This is a genomic window from Spongiactinospora sp. TRM90649 (assembly GCF_029382225.1).
Taxonomy (GTDB): Bacteria; Actinomycetota; Actinomycetes; order Streptosporangiales; family Streptosporangiaceae; genus Spongiactinospora.
In genome coordinates this window covers 25,799-44,782 of record NZ_JARLTC010000042.1, presented here as the reverse complement: position 1 = coordinate 44,782, position 18,984 = coordinate 25,799, and the positions used below count along the sequence as shown (strand labels likewise).

The 18,984-nt window shown below is 72.7% G+C and carries 18 protein-coding genes; 6 read left to right on the top strand and 12 right to left on the bottom strand.

Features of this window, described 5'->3' with window-relative positions; genetic code table 11:
* The first annotated feature begins 235 nt into the window (after nucleotides 1–235).
* Both P3X83_RS37010 and P3X83_RS37005 read left to right on the top strand, forming a co-directional pair.
* A complete protein-coding gene (locus P3X83_RS37010; RefSeq protein ID WP_277310035.1) occupies nucleotides 236–862 on the top strand; it encodes a hypothetical protein in 627 nt (208 codons plus the stop codon).
* A 69-nt stretch (nucleotides 863–931) separates the two neighbouring features.
* Nucleotides 932–1,246 carry a helix-turn-helix transcriptional regulator gene (locus P3X83_RS37005; RefSeq protein WP_277310034.1) on the top strand — a complete coding sequence of 105 codons (315 nt, stop codon included), beginning with the start codon at nucleotides 932–934 and terminating at the stop codon, nucleotides 1,244–1,246.
* 15 nt (nucleotides 1,247–1,261) lie between these two features.
* On the opposite strand, the gene P3X83_RS37000 is transcribed toward P3X83_RS37005, so the two are convergent.
* From P3X83_RS37000 to P3X83_RS36980, 5 genes are all read right to left on the bottom strand, one after another.
* Entirely contained in the window at nucleotides 1,262–2,047 is a 786-nt protein-coding gene (locus tag P3X83_RS37000; protein WP_277310033.1) for a hypothetical protein, read from the bottom strand.
* A gap of 79 nt (nucleotides 2,048–2,126) precedes the next feature.
* Nucleotides 2,127–2,444: a hypothetical protein gene (locus P3X83_RS36995; protein WP_277310032.1), complete on the bottom strand. Its 318-nt coding sequence runs from the start codon at nucleotides 2,442–2,444 to the stop codon at nucleotides 2,127–2,129.
* Between the two features lie 112 nt (nucleotides 2,445–2,556).
* Nucleotides 2,557–3,201, bottom strand: coding sequence for a hypothetical protein (locus tag P3X83_RS36990; RefSeq protein WP_277310031.1), 645 nt, complete (start codon nucleotides 3,199–3,201; stop codon nucleotides 2,557–2,559).
* 72 nt (nucleotides 3,202–3,273) lie between these two features.
* Nucleotides 3,274–3,570: a hypothetical protein gene (locus tag P3X83_RS36985; protein ID WP_277310030.1), complete on the bottom strand. Its 297-nt coding sequence runs from the start codon at nucleotides 3,568–3,570 to the stop codon at nucleotides 3,274–3,276.
* A gap of 70 nt (nucleotides 3,571–3,640) precedes the next feature.
* Nucleotides 3,641–4,423, bottom strand: coding sequence for an HAD-IIA family hydrolase (locus P3X83_RS36980; protein WP_277310029.1), 783 nt, complete (start codon nucleotides 4,421–4,423; stop codon nucleotides 3,641–3,643).
* A gap of 171 nt (nucleotides 4,424–4,594) precedes the next feature.
* On the opposite strand from P3X83_RS36980, the gene P3X83_RS36975 reads away from it, so the two are divergent.
* Together P3X83_RS36975 and P3X83_RS36970 are read left to right on the top strand one after the other, a co-directional pair.
* Nucleotides 4,595–5,164: a hypothetical protein gene (locus P3X83_RS36975; protein WP_277310028.1), complete on the top strand. Its 570-nt coding sequence runs from the start codon at nucleotides 4,595–4,597 to the stop codon at nucleotides 5,162–5,164.
* A 124-nt stretch (nucleotides 5,165–5,288) separates the two neighbouring features.
* Nucleotides 5,289–6,284 (top strand): zinc-binding alcohol dehydrogenase family protein, encoded by a 996-nt coding sequence (locus tag P3X83_RS36970; RefSeq protein WP_277310074.1) that lies wholly within the window; start codon nucleotides 5,289–5,291, stop codon nucleotides 6,282–6,284.
* 9 nt (nucleotides 6,285–6,293) lie between these two features.
* Here P3X83_RS36970 and P3X83_RS36965 read toward each other — a convergent pair whose 3' ends face one another.
* Nucleotides 6,294–7,208 carry a TIGR03619 family F420-dependent LLM class oxidoreductase gene (locus P3X83_RS36965; RefSeq protein ID WP_277310027.1) on the bottom strand — a complete coding sequence of 305 codons (915 nt, stop codon included), beginning with the start codon at nucleotides 7,206–7,208 and terminating at the stop codon, nucleotides 6,294–6,296.
* A gap of 24 nt (nucleotides 7,209–7,232) precedes the next feature.
* On the opposite strand from P3X83_RS36965, the gene P3X83_RS36960 reads away from it, so the two are divergent.
* Both P3X83_RS36960 and P3X83_RS36955 read left to right on the top strand, forming a co-directional pair.
* Nucleotides 7,233–8,150, top strand: coding sequence for a phosphotransferase (locus tag P3X83_RS36960; RefSeq protein WP_277310026.1), 918 nt, complete (start codon nucleotides 7,233–7,235; stop codon nucleotides 8,148–8,150).
* A 43-nt stretch (nucleotides 8,151–8,193) separates the two neighbouring features.
* Complete coding sequence (locus tag P3X83_RS36955; RefSeq protein WP_277310025.1) at nucleotides 8,194–8,463, top strand: zf-TFIIB domain-containing protein; 270 nt, start codon at nucleotides 8,194–8,196, stop codon at nucleotides 8,461–8,463.
* 81 nt (nucleotides 8,464–8,544) lie between these two features.
* On the opposite strand, the gene P3X83_RS36950 is transcribed toward P3X83_RS36955, so the two are convergent.
* From P3X83_RS36950 to P3X83_RS36925, 6 genes are all read right to left on the bottom strand, one after another.
* Nucleotides 8,545–10,170 (bottom strand): ABC-F family ATP-binding cassette domain-containing protein, encoded by a 1,626-nt coding sequence (locus tag P3X83_RS36950; RefSeq protein WP_277310024.1) that lies wholly within the window; start codon nucleotides 10,168–10,170, stop codon nucleotides 8,545–8,547.
* A 211-nt stretch (nucleotides 10,171–10,381) separates the two neighbouring features.
* Entirely contained in the window at nucleotides 10,382–11,821 is a 1,440-nt protein-coding gene (locus P3X83_RS36945) for a phosphatase PAP2 family protein (RefSeq protein ID WP_277310023.1), read from the bottom strand.
* A gap of 45 nt (nucleotides 11,822–11,866) precedes the next feature.
* Complete coding sequence (locus P3X83_RS36940) at nucleotides 11,867–13,885, bottom strand: CehA/McbA family metallohydrolase (protein ID WP_277310022.1); 2,019 nt, start codon at nucleotides 13,883–13,885, stop codon at nucleotides 11,867–11,869.
* Between the two features lie 155 nt (nucleotides 13,886–14,040).
* Entirely contained in the window at nucleotides 14,041–14,994 is a 954-nt protein-coding gene (gene meaB, locus P3X83_RS36935; protein WP_277310021.1) for a methylmalonyl Co-A mutase-associated GTPase MeaB, read from the bottom strand.
* A complete protein-coding gene (scpA, locus tag P3X83_RS36930) occupies nucleotides 14,984–17,155 on the bottom strand; it encodes a methylmalonyl-CoA mutase (RefSeq protein ID WP_277310020.1) in 2,172 nt (723 codons plus the stop codon). Before scpA ends, meaB begins: the two co-directional genes overlap by 11 nt.
* Nucleotides 17,152–18,981, bottom strand: a complete 1,830-nt coding sequence (locus tag P3X83_RS36925) for a methylmalonyl-CoA mutase subunit beta (protein ID WP_277310019.1) — start codon at nucleotides 18,979–18,981, stop codon at nucleotides 17,152–17,154. Before P3X83_RS36925 ends, scpA begins: the two co-directional genes overlap by 4 nt.
* Nucleotides 18,982–18,984 lie beyond the last annotated feature (3 nt).

Genomic DNA, 18,984 nt, shown 5'->3' with positions numbered 1-18,984 from the left:
GCTTTGCCGGGCGGTCGGGAAGGCTTTGCCGTCCCGTGTCGGCTGGCCGGACATAAGACCCGAAAAGCACTTCCGGCACTGGCGCATATGCGGTACGGATCGCAGACTGGAAGGTGACAACACTGGGCAAATACGCATGGAGTGTGCCGTGCACAGTCAGCAGACTCAGATGCCCGTTCTCGTTCCCGTGCTGTCGCGGGGCAGGCACAGAAACCCGCGCAAGGGTGCATGTTTCATGGAGATGGCCTCCTATCTCGCGGGGGAGCGCTGGAGCGACCACCCCGCCTGCACGCACCCGTTGCTGGCCGCCCTGGCACGGCTCGTCAACGACTTCACCTCTGACGAGGCCAGGCACCGGCTGGCCCCGCTCATCCCGTCCGTCATCGGCCTGAACGGCGACGACCTGCGGGTCGACGCCCGGATCGCGCTGCGCGCCGCCTGCACCGCGCTACCCGTCGTGGCCGCGGACCTGCAGCTCGCCATGGCGGTGTCGGTGCTGGCCGCCGAGCAGATCCTGGCCGAACTGGACGGCCGCCCGCAGGACGACCTGAGCGAGATGAGCGCGCGGGCCCTCGAACAGGCCCCGCTGGCCGCCGAGGGCGCCCGCAAGCTACGGCGCGGCATCCGCGTCTCCTCGCGCGGCTTCCGCAGGTTCGCCGCGCCGAACACGGTCCAGCTCGCGGCGCGCGGCATCGCCAACGCGTGCGTCGCCGATCCGAACCGGCTGCTGCGCGAGCTGCTCGAACACTCGATCGCGGACAGCCGCGCGACGCTCGGGGCGGACTCGCCCGCCGAGACCGTTGAGACCGGACGCGAGAACAGACGCGAGACCGGACGCATGTCCGCCGACGCGGACGCCTGAGACACAACGCCTCGACTTTAGCCTTGCCTAAACGTTTAGGTAGAGCTAAGCTCGAAGTACGAACCGTCGATGGGATTTGGGGGGCTCGTGGTGGCCTTCAGGCGCAGGACGGGCGCCCTCGCCCGCGAGGAGCACGACGACCCCGGCGGCCTCCCCGTCGAGATCATCGACGAGATCACCTGGTACATGCGGGAGCACAAGATCTCCCGTGCCGAGCTGGCGTCCACGATGGGCGTCTCGGCGGGCCGGGTGAGCCAGATCCTGTCCGGCGAGGAGAATCTGACGCTGCGCACCCTGGGGTCCGTGGCTGATGCGCTGGGCGCGCGGTTCGAGATCGGGCTGCGGCCGGTCGAGGAGCCCACCGAACTGGTGGACGACCTGTAGTTCGCGGCCCCCGGCTCAGGGGTGCGTGCCCATCGGCTGCCCGTCGCGCGCCGGGTGCCGGTAGAGCGGCAGCGCGCGGATCCGGCGGCGATAGGCCACGTCGAGCAGGCGGCGCAGCTCCTGCTCGGCGTCGTTGCGCAGCACGCCGTGCAACCGGCCCATGTCGCCTAGATAGCGCTCGTAGCGCACCTTCTTGGTGTCCCTCGATCCGTTGAGCGCACCGACGATCTTGGATCTGGAGGCCCCGTCCTCGATCAGCGCGGCCACGTCCAGGCGGCGCTCGATGGCCTGCAGCCGGGCCTGGACGCGCTCCTGGCGGCGCTCCTCCGGCGGCAGGAGCCGGTGGATCCGTTCGTGGTAGTGCCCGGCGGCCATGCTCAGCCGGTGCACGTCCCAGGAGGGATCGACCCGCGCCTCGCACCAGCGCTCGCGGTCCAGGGCCATCTCCTGGTGCAGGCGTTTCAGCAGCGAGGACAGCCACACGGTGGAGACCTCCCTGGCGATGCCGCGCTTGCCGTCCTCGGCGCCACGCACGTGTCCCAGCCAGATCCCGCAGGGCACGATCAGCCCGATCAACTCCTGGAGGGTCGCGCTGACGATCGTGCTCACCACCACCGTCACCACGGTGGAGGCCACGCCGGTCAGGGCGATCACGGCGAGGGCCGTCCAGCGGCTCGTCCTCCCGAACGGCCGGCCGACGCGCTGGCAACGTAACAGGAGGAACACCGTCGCCGAGACCGTGGCCAGTAAGAAGGTCGCGGCCCAGCTCCATGGGCCGTCGGGGATGAAACCAGATGGCATTGCGGAAGCCTCCCGTCTGCCCGTACCCAATCGTCGCAGGCGATGCCCATATCATCCAGTGAATAGAAATGGGTATGGCTTATTCCTGTTTGCCCAGGGACGGCCGCCCGGCGTGACGAGTAGACGAAACGGGAACGCATGCCAGCAGTGCGCTGGCACGGCACGAGATCTCCGGATGGGTCGAGAGGGCAGGGCCCGGCGTCACCGGCCTGGCCGAGGGCGACCTCGTCGTGCTGAACGCCCTGCTGCCCTGCGGCGTGTCCTCGTAGCCGATCTGCGCGCCGTCCCCGTCCACGTACACCATGGCGCCCGAGATGTTGAAGAACGTGATCATCTCATGGCAGTCGTCCGGCACCGCGAGCGTGTGGATCTCCCCCGGCGGCTCGTACATGCTCACAGCCGCCCTTTCCCGAACGCGGTCACGACGGTGCCGATTCAACCCGCCGCCGCGCCGCGCGGGCACCGATCATGCGCCAACGGGATGACGCCCATTCGAATGGCGGCTCGCCTCAGCCGGGCTCCGAGCGGTCCTGCATCTCCCACAGGTGGTCCAGCACGTGCCAGGCGATCCGGTGGACGGCGTAGCGCGGCGGCCAGCCGTTCGGCACGGGCGGCTCGCCGCCGGACGGCCGCGCCAGCACGTCCGCGATCTCGTCGCGCATCGCCGACAGCGCCGCGAGGTCGTCCGGCGCGAACGGGCGGTGCCGGACGCCGATCTTGCGGGCGTAGGCGCGCTCGGCCTCCACCACGTGCGAGACCATGCGGTCGCGGTCCCGGCCCCCGCCGCGCGGCCCCTTGCGCAGTTCCTCCGGCGAGACCGCCGCCACCTCGCCGAAGGTGTCCCAGGCGGCGCGCAGCAGCGCGACCGAGCGCCGCGCCCCGGCCTCGTCCTCAGGCTCCCCGTGCAGAGCGGCGACCGCCTCCGGCGCGCCGAAGTCGGTGGTGGTGCCGCCCCGCACGCGTTCGGCCACCGCCGGGTCGCCGGGCTCGAACCCGAGCCCGGCGCGCTCGGCGATCACGCGGTACCTCGGCGCGTAGTCGGCCAGCGCCGCGAGCGCCGCCTCCTCCGACCGCCCGATCCTGGCCCAGCCCGGCCAGTCGGCCGAGCAGGCGAACACCTTCTTCGGACCCAGTTCCAGATAGACGCGATGCATGCGTACAGCCTGGCATCCGGACCTGACAGCACCTGGCAGGTATCCGGCGAGTCGCCCCTCAGTCGGAGGTCTTCACCTGGGCGTCCACTGCCCGGCGAAGCTCCTCCGTTTGATCGCGGGCACGGCCTCGCACAGCCGCAGCCACGCCTTGGTGCCGGATCTGGCCGGCACGCTCGGCGTGCTCAGGTCGCCGCTCATCAGGCTCGCGGGCACAAGGGTGAGGGTGCGCAGCCGGTGCGTCCAGAAGCCCATGCCGGGCCCGGCCGGGCTCGCGGAGGCGACGAACGCCTCCCACAGCGGGCCGGGCAGGCAGGCGTGCAACGCCCCGACGCCCACCGGTTCGTGTGGATGCGGTAACCCTGCTCCCACCCGGAGGGCTCCCGGTCGCGCTCGTACGCGCCAGGAGCGCCCGCCGGAGGGGGAAATCGGGGAAGCAGGTTCAGTCGAGGAGCGGGATGAGATCCGCGATCGAGTCGACCACCAGCGACGGGCGGAACGGGAAGCGGTCGACCTGTTCCTTCGGCGTCACGCCGGACAGCACCAGGATCGTGTAAAGGCCGGCCTCCATGCCGGAGACCACGTCGGTGTCCATCCGGTCGCCGATCATGGCGGTGCTCTCGCTGTGGCCGTCGATGGCGTTGAGCGCGCTGCGCATCATCATCGGGTTGGGCTTGCCCACGAAGTACGGCTCGACGCCGGTGGCCCGCGTGATCATCGCCGCGACCGACCCGCAGGCCGGCATCGACCCCTCGGGCGAGGGCCCGACCGGGTCGGGGTTGGTGGCGATGAACCGCGCCCCCGCGTCGATCAGCCGGATCGCCCGGGTGATCTGCTCGAAGCTGTAGTTGCGCGTCTCGCCGAGCACCACGTAGTCGGGTTCGAGGTCGGTGAGCACGTAGCCGACCCGGTGCAGGGCGGTGGTGAGCCCGGCCTCGCCGATCACGTAGGCCGAGCCTTCGGGCCGCTGGTCGTGCAGGAACTGCGCGGTGGCCAGCGCCGAGGTGTAGATCGACTCCTCGGGTACGTCCAGGCCCGCCACCCGCAGCCGCACCGCGAGGTCGCGCGGCGTGTAGATGGAGTTGTTGGTGAGCACCAGGAAGGGCCGCCCGGACGCCCGCAGCCTGCCGACGAACTCGTCGGCGCCGGGCACCGGCGCACCCTCCTTGACCAGCACGCCGTCCATGTCGGACAGCCAGCTCTTGATGGGTCCCCGATCGCTCACCCGGCCATCCTAGCCAGGTGGCGCACGGCGCCTGCGCACCCACCTCCCGCCACCGAAATGTGGCGGTTCGGATACTCACGGTACCGTGCCGACTGCACAGAATTAGGGCTTACGCGGTTTTGCGTCGGGGGCCGGAGTAACGCTACCGCGGTAAATGAAAGGGTCAGCTCAATGAGCGTCGAGGTCACCCGCAAGGTGCTCAGCATTTACGCCGACACGAAGGTCGCGAATCCGGTCAGCGAGACGCCGAACATGGAGAAGATAAAGGCCGCCGGGGAACTCGAACGCAGGATCGCGCTGGTCCGGCCCTCCGACACCGACAACCTCACCGTGTCCGCGCTCAAGACGTGGCCGTCCACGCCCGAGTACTGGATCGCCGGTGGCGAGATCGTCGCCGCCGCGCTGAAGAAGGACGCCACCCGTCCGCTGACCTGCGTGCTCTTCGCCCACCTGTGCGTCTACGCACTGAAGGCCAACGCCGCGAAGTTCGCCGTGCCCATCGAGGTCGTCGAACTGAAGAAGGGCGGGTTCGACAACCACTACATTCTGGTGGCCGGGCGAAATTCCGGCGAACTCGGCGGCAAATTATCCGAGTGGAACGAAGACGCCTTCGTCATCGACCTGTGGGGCGCCTGCCAGGAACTCGGTGACGTCGTCTCCCAGCCTCCCGCCATCATCGTGAAGGATATGAAGGACTATTCGCGCAGGCTCGCGAGCACGATTCCGGCCTGGGGCGAATAGCGCGTAGGCCGCCGGGCGGCCGAACCCCCCGCCCGGTGGTCCCGCCGCCCGCGCCACGCTGATCGGACGCCGCCTCGTCTGGGAACCCGCGCGCGCTTCCTAGGATCGAGGCGTGGAGACCGAGATGGACGCCTGGGTGGTGGCGCGCCCCGGGCCGATCGAGACGCGACCGCTGGAACGCGTCCGGCTGCCGATGCCGCGTCCCGGCCCCGGCGAGGTCCTGGTGCGGGTCGAGGTGTGCGCGGTCTGCCGTACCGATCTGCACCTGGCGGAGGGCGACCTGCCGCCCCGCCGTCCCCGCACCGTGCCGGGGCACGAGGCCGTCGGCCGGGTGGTGGAGGCGGCGGAGGGCACGCTGCCGGTGGGCACCAGGGTCGGCGTGGCCTGGCTGCGCTCGACCTGCGGCCGGTGCCGGTACTGCCGGCGCGGCCTGGAGAACCTCTGCCCCTACTCCACCTACACCGGCTGGGACGCCGACGGCGGATACGCCACCCACCTGGTCGCGCCCGCCGCCTACGTCTACCCGCTGCCCGGCGACCGCCCGCCGGGCCCGCTCGCGCCGCTGCTCTGCGCCGGGATCATCGGCTACCGGGCGCTGCTGCGCAGCGAGCCGCCCCCCGGCGGCAGGCTCGGCATCTACGGCTTCGGCGCGTCCGCCCACCTGACGGCCCAGGTCGCCATCGCCCAGGGGGCGACCGTCCACGTCCTGACCCGCTCCCCCGCCGCCAGGGAACTGGCCCTGGCCCTCGGCGCGGCCTCCGCCGCGGGCGCCCGCGACGAACCGCCGGAGCCGCTCGACGCCGCGATCCTGTTCGCCCCGGTCGGCGACCTGGTGCCGGTCGCCCTGGCCGCGCTCGACCGGGGCGGCGTGCTCGCCGTCGCCGGGATCCACCTCACCGACATTCCCGAGCTGAACTACGAGCGCCACCTGTTCCAGGAGCGCACACTGCGCAGCGTGACCGCCAACACCCGCGCGGACGGCCGGGCCTACCTGGAGGCCGCCGTGGCCCGCCCGCCCCGCGTGACCACCGTGGACTACGCCTTCGAGGACGCCGACCGGGCCCTGGCCGACCTGGCGGCCGACCGGATCAACGGCGCGGCGGTGCTGCGCATGCCGTAGCGGCGGCCTTCAGGTTCGCGGGTCAGGGGCCAGCTCCACGAGCATCTCCTCCGCCAGCCGCATCGCCTCGGCCGGATCGGCGTCCGGCGCGACCACCTCGGACACGAAGTTCAGGTCGTGGAAGACGTCGGTGACGCCGCTGGCCGCGAGATCCGCCACGTCGCGGCGGATCTCGTCATAGGAGCCGGTCAGCGGGGCCCGGCCCGGTCTGCCCGAGGGCCTGGGGGTGGTCACGCCCCGGCAGACGAACCGCAGCGACTCGGGGTCGCGCCCGGCCTCACGAGCCGCCTCCTTTACGATGTAGATCTTCTCGCCGATCGTCCGCAGGTCCTCCCGGCTGGCGCTCACCCATCCGTCGGCCAGCCGTCCGGCGCGGCGCAGCGCGGCGTCCGCGCCTCCGCCGAGCAGGATTCGCGGCGGCCCGGGAACCGGCCGGGGCTCCTGACGGGCGGCCGGAATCCGGTAGAACTCCCCCTCGTGCTCGACGACCTCGTCGTTCCACAGCTTGCGCAGCACGTCGAGGTACTCCTCGGCGCGCGCGCCACGGCGCTCGAACGGCACGCCAGAGGCGGCGAACTCCTCGGGCATCCAGCCAAGGCCCAGCCCGGCGGTGAGCCGTCCCCCGGAGACCGTCTGCAACGTGCCGAGCTGCTTGGCCAGCAGCGCCGGGGAGTGGAAGGGCATGTTGAGCACCGCCACGCCCAGGCCGATCCGCCGGGTCACCCCCGCCAGATACGCCAATGTCACCACGGGGTCGGCCACACTGCGGTAGGTCGTCCCCATCTCACGGCCGACCGGGGCCAGCAGGCGCTGGAAGGTCCACAGGTCGCTGTAGCCCAGTTCCTCCGCGCGCGTCGCGACGCGCCCGATGTTCTCCGGCGTGGCCCAGGGGCCCGACACGGGTACCGCGTATCCGATCCTCATGCGGGCCAATCTAGATTGGCCCGCATGCGTAGCTCCCCCACGACCCCCCTGGAGCACAGGCTCGCCGAGATCGGCATGGCGCACGCGGAGCGCGGCGCCGTCGCCGAGGTGGTGCCGACCCGGCCCGACGTGCTGATCGTCCGAGTCGGGACGATCGTGGTCAAGGCGCACGCGCCGGGTATGGAGGCCGCGCTGCTGCGGCCCCGCGTCACGGCGTCGGCGTCGGCCCGGTTGGGCGGCGTCATGCTGCCGCCCGCCGCCACGACGGTGGAGACAGTGGACGGCCGGCTGGTCACGGTGTGGCCCGCCGGGCGGCCGGTCGATCCCGCAGACCCCGACGCGGCTCCCTGGGAGGACGCGGCGCGGCTGCTGGCCGCGCTGCACGCCGTGCCGGCGAGCGCGCTGCCGCCGCTGCCCGCCGCCGGAGGCCCCGGCCGGGTCGCCCAGATGGTGGCCCGGCTGACCGGCGACGACCTGGAGGAACGTGCCGTGCGGGCGGCGGCGGCCTCGCTGCCGCCGCCCGCACGCGTCCCGGCGGGGCTGACCCACGGCGACTGGCACATGGGCCAGCTCGTCCGGCATCCACCGGACGGCGGCGCGTGGGTGCTGATCGACGTGGACGACCTCGGCCTGGGCGACCAGGCGTGGGACCTGGCCCGCCCTGCCGCCTGGTTCGCCTGTGGGCTCCTCGCGCCGCAGATCTGGCACCGGTTCCTGGCGGCCTATCTGGAGGCCGGTGGCCCGGCGCTCGCCGGGCTCGCCGACCCCTGGGAACGCCTGGACGGCCCCGCCAGGGCGCTGACCGTCCAGCTCGCCGCGGCGGCGGTGGCCACCGCCAGGCGCGAGGGACGACCGGTGGACGAGGTCGAGGAGATGCTCTTGGACGCCTGTCACCGGATTGCCGGGATCGATCCACGCCCGCGGCAGGTCCGCACGCAGTAGGTTGTGGACGGAACCCCTGAGCCCGAGGGCAAGGAGACGATTGATGCAGTGCCCTAAGTGCCGCGGCAACATGCGCACTTACGAACGCAACGGCGTGCACATCGAGCAGTGCGAGAACTGCCGCGGAATCTTCCTCGACTACGGCGAGCTGGAGACCCTCACCCGTATGGAGACCCAGTGGTCTCAGCAGCACGCGGCGCCTCCGCCGCCGCCTCCGGTGCACGGCTCGCCCTCCTGGGGCGCCCCGCACGGCGGCTACCACCATGGCCACCACCGCCAGCGCAGCTGGGTGGGCATGCTCTTCTCAAGCTGAGCCAGGTCGCGCGGGCGATCCCGGTGTCACGCCAGAAATCGGCGGGATCAGCGGGAATCGCCGGGATCGCCCGCGCGCCTGTCATTCGGCCTCGACGGCGTCGGTCGTCTCGCTCAGTTCTCCGTCCGGGCCGATACGCAACGTCCTGGTGATCCCGATCTCGGCGAGAAACGCCAGATCGTGGCTGGCCACCAGGAGAGCCCCGCGATAGCCGGACAGCGCCTCGACCAGCCGGCGCACGCTGGCCAGGTCGAGGTTGTTGGTCGGCTCGTCGAGCATCAGCAGCCGGGGCGGCGGCTCGGCGCACAGCAGTGCCGCGAGCACCGCCCGGAACCGCTCGCCGCCGGACAGCGTCCCGGCGAGCCGGTCGGGCCGGTCGCCCTTGAACAGGAACCTCGCGAGCTGCCCGCGAATCGCGTTCTCACCGGCAGAGGGCGCGTGGTCGCGCACGTTGTCCAGCACGCTCCGCGAGTCGTCGAGCAGGTCGAGGCGCTGGGGCAGGTAGCGTACGCCGTCCACGCCGAGCGTCACCGACTCCACCGGCACCCCGTGCGTCACCTCGCCGGGGGCGATCTCCCCCGCCACGATGCGCAGCAGGGTGGTCTTGCCGGAGCCGTTCGAGCCGAGCAGCGCGATCCGCTCGGGCCCGCGCACGATCAGTTCCCGGTCCTCGGCCAGCCGCAGGGTGAGCACGGTTCGCCCGGCGGGCACCTCGGTGCCCGGCAGGTCGATCCGGATCTCCTTGGTCTCCCTGACCGCCTCCTCCGCCGCGTCGAGACGGCGGCGCGCGTCGTCCAGGCGCTCGATGTGCATGTTGCGGTGCTTGCCCGCCGACACCTGGGCCTGGCGTTTGCGCAGGCCCATGATGATCTTCGGTTCGCGCTTGTTGGCCTCCATCTTCTTGCCGTAGCGCACCCTGCGATCCAGTTTCGTCCGGGCCTCGACCAGTTCGCGCTGCTGCCTCCGGACGTCGGCCTCGGCGGTGCGGACCATCCGCTCGGCGGCCTCCTGCTCGGCGGCGAGCACGTCCTCGTAGGCGGACAGGTTGCCGCCGTAGACGCGGACCCCCGACTCGGTCAGCTCGGCCACCCGGTCCACCATGTCGAGCAGGGCCCGGTCGTGGCTGACGATCACCAGCACCCCGGTCCACGCGCGCACGGCGGCGTAGAGCCGCCGCCTGGCCGCGAGGTCGAGGTTGTTGGTCGGCTCGTCGAGCAGCAGGACGTCGGGCCGGCGCAGGAACTGCGCGGCCAGCCCGACCATGATGGTCTCGCCGCCGGACAGGGTCGCGACCGTGCGGTCCAGTTCGACGTCGGCCAGGCCGAGCCGGTCGAGTTCGGCCCTGGCCCGTTCCTCCACGTCCCAGTCGTCGGCGAGCGCGGTGAAGTTCTCCTCACCGACCTCGCCGCGCTCGATGGCGTGCAGGGCGCGCCGTCGCTCGGTGATGCCGAGCAGGTCGGACACGGTGGCCGCGGTGCCCAGCGGCAGGTTCTGCGGCAGGTACCCGACCTGCCCGGCCACGCTGACGGTGCCGGAGCGCGGGCGCAGCTCACCGGCGATGATCCGCAGCAGGGTGGACTTGCCCGCCCCGTTGACGCCGATCAGGCCGGTGGAACCGGGGCCGAGCGCGAGGTCGAGCCCGTCGATCACGGGCGTGCCGTCGGGCCAGGCGAATGAGATGTCATCACAGACGATGGCGAATGACATGATGGCGGCTCCCCACGAGGTATCGCGAAAGATTCGGTACCGAATGGACACCGCGGGCAACGGAAGCCCGACGTGGGAGATCTCCGCCGATATCAGGAGGATTCCACTGAGGTCAGACGCGCTCGGGCCGAACGAATGGGCCACCGGCGCGGTGTCCGAACCTCAGATCCTCACTGACTCCCCCTGGAGACGGCAATAAGACCCACACACGCTACCCGATGTCCCGCAGCACCACAAGCGCCCGGGGACGTTTGCCGAACTCGACGGGGCCGGGGGCGGTGAAGGTCTCGCCGTCGCAGGTCAGCCGCACCCGACCGGACGGCGTGTCCAGGCGCAGATGGTCTGCCTTCCACTGCCGGTAGTGGCGCGAGAGGCCGAGGCGTCCGCCGATCACGCTGGTGAACGCCCGCAGCCGGGGCAACCGGGACGCGGCGGTCAGCAGCCGGATGTCGAGCAGGCCGTCCTCCAGCCGGATCCGCCGGGTGGGGGCGGCGCCGCGCGCCTCGTAGCGGCAGTTGCCGACGAACACCAGCCAGGCCCGGTACGGCGTGCCGTCCACCTCCACCTCGACCGGCCGCGCGCCCGCGCGCAGGACCTCGGCGAGCCCCCACAGCAGGGCGGGCCACTTGCCGATCCGGTGCTCGCGGGCCTCGCGCCGCTCCGCCAGCGCCGGGTAGTGCCCCAGCCCCGCCTCGTTGAGGAACACCTGCCCGCCGACCTCCGCCACATCGACGGCGACGGCCCCGCCCGACCGGTAGGCCGAGACCGCCTCGTGGGCCGTCTCGATGCCGAGGGCCCGCGCGAACCGCCCGGCCGTACCGGTGGGCACCACCAGCATCGGCCTGCCGTGGCGCAGCGCGGCGGCGGCGGCACGCGCCACCGTGCCCTCTCCCCCGGTCACCGCGAGCACGGTCGCGCGGGCGGCGGCGGCCTCGGTCGCCTCGGACATGGCGGCGCCGGGGGCGGGCTCCACCAGCTCGGCGTCCGGCAGTTCCCCGCGCAGCGCCCCGGCCGTGCTCCCGGCCGCCGGGTCGATCACCGCGACCACCCCGCGCCCGCGCGGGTCGAGGTCGAGCAGCGGCGCGGTGGCAACGGCCCGCGCCCGCCCCGCTTCGGCCGCCTCGGGCCACAGCCTGCGGGTGAGCAGCCCGGTAGCGATCCCGATACCGGCCCCGGCCAGCACGTCGCCCGGGTAGTGGACGCCGGTGTAGACGCGGGAGAAGCAGACCGCCGCCGCGACCACCGCCACCGGCAGCGCCACCTGGCGGGGGGCCTCCATCGCCACCGCCGTGGCGAACGCCGCCGCCGACGCCGAGTGCCCCGAGGGGAACGACGTCGAGGTGGGCATGGCCAGCAGCCGGGCCAGCGGCAGGTTCACGTCGGAGGGACGGCTGCGGCCGAACGCCTGCTTGGTGGCCAGGTTGACCAGCGGGCTGGCCAGACTGACCGCGAGCATTCCCCTGGTGGCCGCCCGGCGCAGGCTGCGCCGCCCGCTGATCGCGAACCCGGCGGCGAACCCGGCCCACAGCAGCGAGTTGTCCGCCGCCTTGGACAGCCTGGGCAGTACCTGCTCACCGCCCGGCCAGTGCGCCCGCGCCACGGCGGCGAACAGCCGCCGGTCCAACGCGCCCAGCCGGGACCGTATCCCCATCCTCCGCATACCCCGACTACTTCCCGCCTCGCAGGCGGCTAACTGTCAGTGTCCCGGGAGCCGGGAGCGGTAGACCGCCCTGGCCCTGTCGTAGAGCGCGAGATGATCGCTGAGCTGCACCGGACCGGCGAGCCCGCCCTCCGTCCTGATCAGCGTTTCCAGCCGGTCCAGCCAGGCCAGGCACCAGCGCAGGTCCTCCTCCCTGGCCACGGACCGCCCCGCCACTTCGATGTGGACCGGGCTGGTGCAGGCGTAGGCGTCGGCGCGCATGGCGCGCGGGTGCGGCCCGCCCGAGGCGACGGCCAGCACGTAGGTCGGCTCGGTGACGTCGAGGACGACGGACAGCTCGCCGGGCGGGCCCTCGGCGGCGATGCCGTCGGCCGTGCGGATCTCCAGCCGCTCCACCTCGGGGCCGATCGCCCGGACGGTCACCCCGACCCGGCCGCCGCCGCCGGGAAGCCGGAGGGTGTCGCCCGGCCCGGCGTCGGCCACGCTCAGCTCCAGCCACGGGCCGGTGGTGGCGAACGTGCGGCCCCTGCGGATCGCGTCGGCGAAGGACGCGGCGCTGAGCGGCCCGTCCACTTTGGCGTAGACGCGGCCCCAGCCGGGCGGCGCGGACTGGCTGCCGCGCCGGGTGAAGGAGAGCATCGTGTCGGTGCCCGCCGTGGCGGCCAGCCGGTTGCCCGCGCCGAGCAGCCTGCGGTAGATCACGGCGGTGCCGGTGATCGAGGAGTGGTTCACCACGTCCAGGGCGTCGATCAGGCCGAGCGCGGCGTCCGCCACGATCTCCCTGGCCGAGCAGCTCCGGCCGGAGCCGAACTGGTGGTCCAGCTCGTCGAGGGACGAGCAGTGGAACGGGTGGCTGTAGCCGGTGACCGCGCCCAGGCCGCGCAGCTCCGCGCAGGCGGTGTGGTTCGGCGGCCAGTCGCGGTCGCCCGTGAAGCCGCTGTGGAACCGGCGCGGCGGGGCCGTCACGCCGAAGGCGAAGAAGTGGCCGAGCAGGTCATTGCGGTACTCCACGCCCATCCTGCCGATGTGGGTGGCGTCGGACCACGGCAGGTCGCGGCCCGCCCAGTGCCGCAGCGCCTCGGCGTCGTAGACGCGGTCGGTGGCGACGTTGCCCGCCACCAGGTTGAGCACGTGCAGGTCCTCGCCGTGCTGGACGGCGGCGGCGTCGGCGGGCGTGCCCACCACGTCGCCCGCCCAGTTGAGGTGGACGTGCATGTCGCCGCCGTACCAGCCGCGCGCGGGGGCGTCGTAGATCCGCTCGGGGGTCATGTCCACCAGCGTCTCCCTGCCGGGGGACGGGAACACCACGGTCTCGGCGACGCCGTACTCCATGCCCCGGGTGACGCGCACGGTCAGCGGCTCGGCGGGCACGTCCAGCACCATGTCGTCGCCGTGGAAGTACGGCATCCGGTGGTAGTCGCGGCGGTGGGGAGCGCCCGGCGGGTACCAGCCCTGGCCGTTGCCGCCGACGACCGTCCAGCGGCAGGGGAAACCGGCCCGCACCCGCAGGGTGGCCGCCTCCGCCCGGCGGGTCAGCGCCCCGAGCCGGACGGCCTCGCCGTCCACCTTCACCGTGGCGTCGGATGTGACCCGGAGGATCCGCGCCCCGCCCGCCCTGACCTCGTGCTTCTCGCCGTCCACGGTCACCACGACCGGGCGCTCGCGCGAGGAGTCGACGAGCAGATCGGTGGCGAGCGTGCCGCCGTGCAGCACCGCCCGCGGCAGCGCGTCCACCACGGCGCGCTCGTGCGAGATGCGCAGCACGGCCAGGTTGTCCATGACCTGCCCGTGCAGGGCGTCGCGGATCACCTCGTCCATGTCCACCGCGGCCACCCCGGGGTCGGGCCCGGGGTGCGCGCCCGCCGCGGCGGCGCGGAGATGATCGACCAGCACGCCCCAGAAATCGTGCTCGGCGGTCAGGTACGGGCTCGTTCTGATCTGCTGGACGTAGGCGATCGGGTCCTCACCCCAGGTGAGCCCGTGCTCGGCGAGCAGTTCCCGGTATTCGTCATGCTCCCGCGCGACCTGCCCGGGCAGCAGTGGATCCTTCTCCACACCGGCCTCCCGTGATCGGTTCGCCGGTAATCGTCACATAGTGCGGGCGAACGGTTACGGGAGCGGGATGCGGAATACCACTTCGCGGATGCCTTGCCTTCTACCCTGGGAGGGGCAACCCCTCCCCAGACGAGCAGCAGGCGAGCGGCGGCCGATCAGCGGCCGAACGCCGCGAGGATCCGGTCGGCGGCCAGTGCGGGGGTGAGCGTGCCGGCCAGCACTTCGCGTTCCACCTCGCCGGCGACGGCGGCCACGCCGGGATGGTCGCGCAACCGCCCGAGCAGGCGGTCGCGCACGAGGGTCCAGGTCCATCCGACCTGCTGGCCCCGGCGCTTGGCGGCCAGGTCGATCCGCTCCTGGTGGGCGACCACCTGGGCCCACACCTCGTCGAGCCCGGCGCCGGTCATGCCGCTGCAGGTCAGCACGGGCGGGGGCGGGCCCTCCGAGCGCAGCATGCGCAGTGCCCCGGCCAGCTCGCGGGCGGCCTTGCGGGCGGCGAGCTCGTGCTCGCCGTCGGCCTTGTTGACCGCGACCACGTCTGCCAGCTCGACCACGCCCTTCTTGATGCCCTGGAGCTGGTCGCCGGTGCGGGCCAGGGTCAGCAGCAGGAAGGTGTCGACCATGTCGGAGACGGCGGTCTCGGACTGGCCGACGCCGACCGTCTCCACCAGCACCGTGTCGAATCCGGCCGCCTCGACCACCACCATTGCCTCGCGGGTGGCCTTGGCCACGCCGCCGAGGGTGCCCGCCGTGGGCGAGGGGCGGATGAAGGCCGACGGGTCGGCGGCCAGGCGCGCCATGCGGGTCTTGTCGCCGAGCACGCTGCCGCCGCTCCTGGTGGAGGAGGGGTCGACGGCCAGCACGGCCACCCGGTGCCCCTCTCCGGTCAGGCGGACCCCGAGGGCGTCCACGAACGTGGACTTGCCGACGCCCGGCACCCCTGAGATGCCGACCCTGCGGGCCTGACCGGCCAGCGGGGTCAGCTCCACCAGGAGCCGCTGGGCGAGCTCCTGATGGTCGGACCGGGAGGACTCGACGAGGGTGATCGCCCGCGCGATCCAGGCCCGCGAGCCCTCCTTGATCCCCGCCACGTAGTCGTCAAGCGTCATGACCCAGCCGATGTGACAGCTCACGGAGCAGGTCGAGGGCGGCGTCGGAGATGACCGTGCCCGGCGGGAAGATCGCCGAGGCCCCGGCGGCGCGCAGCTCGTCGTGGTCGCCCGGCGGGATCACCCCACCGACGACGATCATGATGTCGGCCCGGCCGGCGTCGGCCAGGGCGGCGCGCAGCGCGGGCACCAGGGTCAGGTGCCCGGCCGCCAGGGACGAGACGCCGACGATGTGCACGTCGGCCTCGACCGCCTGGCGGGCGACCTCCTCCGGGGTCTGGAACAGCGGGCCCACATCGACGTCGAAGCCGAGGTCGGCGAAGGCGGTGGAGATCACCTTCTGGCCCCGGTCGTGGCCGTCCTGGCCCATCTTGGCGACCAGGATCCTGGGGCGCCTGCCCTCGGCGCGCTGGAACTCGGCGCAGGCCGTACGGGCGGTCTCGACGCCGGAGCCCGCTTCCTCGCGATACACCCCGCTGATCGTACGGACCTGACCGGCGTGCCGTCCGAAGACCTTCTCCAGCGCGTCGGAGATCTCGCCCACGGTGGCCTTGGCGCGGGCCGCCTCGACGGCCAGCGCCAGCAGGTTCTCGCCGCCCGCCGCGCCCGAGGTCAGCGCGTCCAGCGCGGCCCGGACGGCCTGCGGGTCCCGCTCGGCCCGCAGCCGGGCCAGCTTGTCGAGCTGGCGGCGGCGTACCTCGGTGTTGTCCACCTTCAGCACGTCGATGACCTCGTCGGCCTCGGCCCGGAAGACGTTGACGCCGACGACCGGCTGACGGCCCGCGTCGATCCGCGCCTGGGTGCGGGCCGCGGCCTCCTCGATGCGCAGCTTGGGCAGCCCGGCGTCGATGGCCTTGGCCATGCCGCCCGCCGCCTCCACCTCGCCGATGTGCGCCCACGCCTTCTTGGCCAGCTCGTAAGTGAGGCGCTCGACGTAGTAGGAACCGCCCCACGGGTCGATGACCTGGGTGGTGCCCGACTCCTGCTGGATCAGGAGCTGGGTGTTGCGGGCGATCCTGGCGGAGAAGTCGCCGGGCAGCGCCAGGGCCTCGTCCAGGGCGTTGGTGTGCAGCGACTGGGTGTGCCCCTGGGTGGCGGCCATCGCCTCCACGCAGGTGCGCGCCACGTTGTTGAAGACGTCCTGGGCGGTGAGCGACCAGCCGGAGGTCTGCGAGTGCGTGCGCAGCGACAGCGACTTGGGGTTCTTCGCGTCGAACCCGGCGACCAGCCGCGACCACAGCAGCCGGGCCGCCCGCAGCTTGGCGACCTCCATGAAGAAGTTCATCCCGATGCACCAGAAGAACGACAGGCGCGGCGCGAAGGCGTCGATGTCCAGCCCGGCGTCGACCCCGGCCCGCAGGTACTCGACCCCGTCGGCCAGCGTGTAGGCCAGCTCCAGGTCACAGGTGGCCCCGGCCTCCTGGATGTGGTAGCCGGAGATCGAGATGGAGTTGAACTTCGGCATCCGCGCGCTGGTGTAGGCGAAGATGTCGGAGATGATCCGCATCGACGGGGCGGGCGGGTAGATGTAGGTGTTGCGGACCATGAACTCTTTGAGGATGTCGTTCTGGATGGTCCCGGCGAGCTGCTCGGGGGCCACCCCCTGTTCCTCGGCGGCGACGATGTACAGCGCGAGCACCGGCAGCACCGCGCCGTTCATGGTCATCGAGACGGTCATCCGGTCCAGCGGGATGCCGTCGAAGAGCTGGCGCATGTCGTAGATGGAGTCGATCGCCACCCCGGCCATGCCCACGTCGCCGGCCACGCGGGGGTGGTCGGAGTCGTAGCCGCGGTGGGTGGCCAGGTCGAAGGCGATCGACAGGCCCTTCTGCCCGGCGGCCAGGTTGCGCCGGTAGAAGGCGTTGGACTCCTCGGCGGTGGAGAAACCGGCGTACTGGCGGATCGTCCAAGGCTGGTTGACGTACATCGTCGGGTACGGCCCGCGCAGGAACGGCGCGCGCCCCGGGTAGGTCGCCAGGAAGTCGAGCCCCTCCAGGTCGGCGGCGGTGTAGAGCTGCTTGACGCCGATGCCCTCCGGGGTCTCCCAGAGCAGGTCGGACGGGTCCTTGCCGGTCTCCTCGCGCACGGCCTCGACCCAGCCCGGCAGGTCGGCCGCGGTCTGCCCGGAATCCAGCTCGATTCCGGTGAAATCTGGAATCATCGGCTCACTCCCAGGTGGTCGAAGGTGGTGCGGAGGACGCCGAGCGCGTCGCATCCGGCGTAGAGGTTGCCGTCCACGCCCTCGTGCTCTCCCTTGCCGGCCAGCCAGACGTACCGGGCGCCCGCGGCGCGCAGGGCGGCGGCGACCTCGGCGGCGTGCTCGCCGTACAGGCGGTCGCTCGCGCACAGGCAGGCGACCGGCGATCCGCTGCGGGCGAAGCCCTCGGCGATCGCCGCCGGGTCGGTGCCCGGCCCCGCGGACGGCGTGGCGAGGCCGCCCGCCTGGAACAGGTTCGCGGCGAACGTGGCGCGCGCGGTGTGCGCGGCCACCGGCCCGATGGTGGCCAGGAACACCGACGGGCGCTCCGGCCGGGCGTCGGCCAGGTCGCGCAGTTCCTCGAAGTCCTGGGCGTATCGCACCCGGGGCAGCCCGCCCTCCGATACGGCCGGGGCCGCCGCGCGGACCACCGGCTTCTCGCCGATGTTCGGGAACTCGCTGACGCCGGTGATCGGGGCGCGCCGACGGGCGATGTCGCGCCTGCGCCGGGCCCAGGTCTCGCCCAGCCGGGTCTCGACGAGCCCGGTGCGCAGCGCCCGCGCCATGCCGCCCGCGGCCTCGATCTCCTGGAACCACGCCCACGCGGCGCGGGCCAGGTCGTCGGTTCGCCGCTCGACGTACCAGGAGCCGCCGGCGGGGTCGGCCACCCGGCTGACGTGGGCCTCCATCTGGAGCAGCGACTGGGTGTTGCGGGCGATCCGGCGGGCGAAGCCGTCGGGCAGGCCCAGGCACGCGTCGAACGGCTGGACCGTCACCGCGTCGGCGCCGCCCACCCCGGCCGCGAAGCAGGCCAGCGTGGTGCGCAGCATGTTCACCCATGGGTCGCGGACGGTCATCATGGCCGAGGAGGTCACCGCGTGCTGCCGCTGCGCCGCTCCCCTACCCGCTCCGGCACCGCTCGCCTCGGCCACGCGGTCCCACATCCTCCGGGCGGCGCGCAGCTTGGCGATGGTGGCGAACTGGTCGGCGGTGGCCGAGTAGCGGAATTCGAGCTGGCCGAGCGCCTGCTCCACGCTCAGCCCGGTGTCGGTCAGCGCCCGCAGGTAGGCCACGCCGGTGGCGATCGAGCAGCCGAGTTCCTCGGCGTCGGATCCGCCCGCGTCGTGGTAGGGCGTGGCGTCCACGGTGAGCGCCCGCAGGCCTGGGAAGGCGTCCACGCAGCGGGCGGCCAGTTCGGCGGCGGTCGCGGTGTGCCGCGCCACGGCGGCCTCGGAGGCGTCGCCGGTGCGGGCGGCCAGGCCGAGCGGGTCGGCGCCCAGGTTGCCGGACACACCTCCGCCGCCCGCGATCGCGAACAGCGCCTCGGCGGCGGCCCGGGTGTCGGCGCCCGCGTCGAGGACGACGGGGGCCAAGTCGAGGTAAACGCCGTTCAAAACCCGGGGAAGGTCGGCGGGGGTGATGCCGCCGGGGCTCAGCGTGAGCCAAACCGAGGAGACGCCGTTCTCCAGGTCGGCCAGCACCGCCTCGGGGTCGGCCACGGCGTGATGCTGGCGGATGTCCCAGCCGGGGAGCGGGCGGCCACCCCTGGTGTGCGGCTTCGCGCCGGGAATCCCCTGTTCGCCCGGGGAGTCGGAGGCGTCGTACAGCGGAAGCAGCCGCACGCCGTCGTAGGTCGTCGTGGCCAGCGCCTCTTCCGGATCGTCCGGCTCGGCACCGGACTTGCGCAGCACCGCGAGCGCGGCCTCACGCCATTCATCCCGGGAGGCCGCCGGGAAGTTCGCGGCGAGCGCGAGTTCCTCGGTTGTGTACTCCTGCGGTGGCACCGTCATGTT

What these genes read in the sequence shown, in the direction of transcription:
- P3X83_RS37010 (WP_277310035.1), top strand. Translation starts at nt 236, where the DNA reads ATGGAGATGGCCTCCTATCTCGCGGGGGAGCGCTGGAGCGACCACCCC.
- P3X83_RS37005 (WP_277310034.1), top strand. Translation starts at nt 932, where the DNA reads ATGGGATTTGGGGGGCTCGTGGTGGCCTTCAGGCGCAGGACGGGCGCC.
- P3X83_RS37000 (WP_277310033.1), bottom strand. Translation starts at nt 2,047, where the DNA reads ATGCCATCTGGTTTCATCCCCGACGGCCCATGGAGCTGGGCCGCGACC.
- P3X83_RS36990 (WP_277310031.1), bottom strand. Translation starts at nt 3,201, where the DNA reads ATGCATCGCGTCTATCTGGAACTGGGTCCGAAGAAGGTGTTCGCCTGC.
- P3X83_RS36975 (WP_277310028.1), top strand. Translation starts at nt 4,595, where the DNA reads ATGAGCGTCGAGGTCACCCGCAAGGTGCTCAGCATTTACGCCGACACG.
- P3X83_RS36970 (WP_277310074.1), top strand. Translation starts at nt 5,289, where the DNA reads ATGGACGCCTGGGTGGTGGCGCGCCCCGGGCCGATCGAGACGCGACCG.
- P3X83_RS36965 (WP_277310027.1), bottom strand. Translation starts at nt 7,208, where the DNA reads ATGAGGATCGGATACGCGGTACCCGTGTCGGGCCCCTGGGCCACGCCG.
- P3X83_RS36960 (WP_277310026.1), top strand. Translation starts at nt 7,233, where the DNA reads ATGCGTAGCTCCCCCACGACCCCCCTGGAGCACAGGCTCGCCGAGATC.
- P3X83_RS36955 (WP_277310025.1), top strand. Translation starts at nt 8,194, where the DNA reads ATGCAGTGCCCTAAGTGCCGCGGCAACATGCGCACTTACGAACGCAAC.
- P3X83_RS36950 (WP_277310024.1), bottom strand. Translation starts at nt 10,170, where the DNA reads ATGTCATTCGCCATCGTCTGTGATGACATCTCATTCGCCTGGCCCGAC.
- P3X83_RS36945 (WP_277310023.1), bottom strand. Translation starts at nt 11,821, where the DNA reads ATGGGGATACGGTCCCGGCTGGGCGCGTTGGACCGGCGGCTGTTCGCC.
- meaB (WP_277310021.1), bottom strand. Translation starts at nt 14,994, where the DNA reads ATGACGCTTGACGACTACGTGGCGGGGATCAAGGAGGGCTCGCGGGCC.
- scpA (WP_277310020.1), bottom strand. Translation starts at nt 17,155, where the DNA reads ATGATTCCAGATTTCACCGGAATCGAGCTGGATTCCGGGCAGACCGCG.
- P3X83_RS36925 (WP_277310019.1), bottom strand. Translation starts at nt 18,981, where the DNA reads ATGACGGTGCCACCGCAGGAGTACACAACCGAGGAACTCGCGCTCGCC.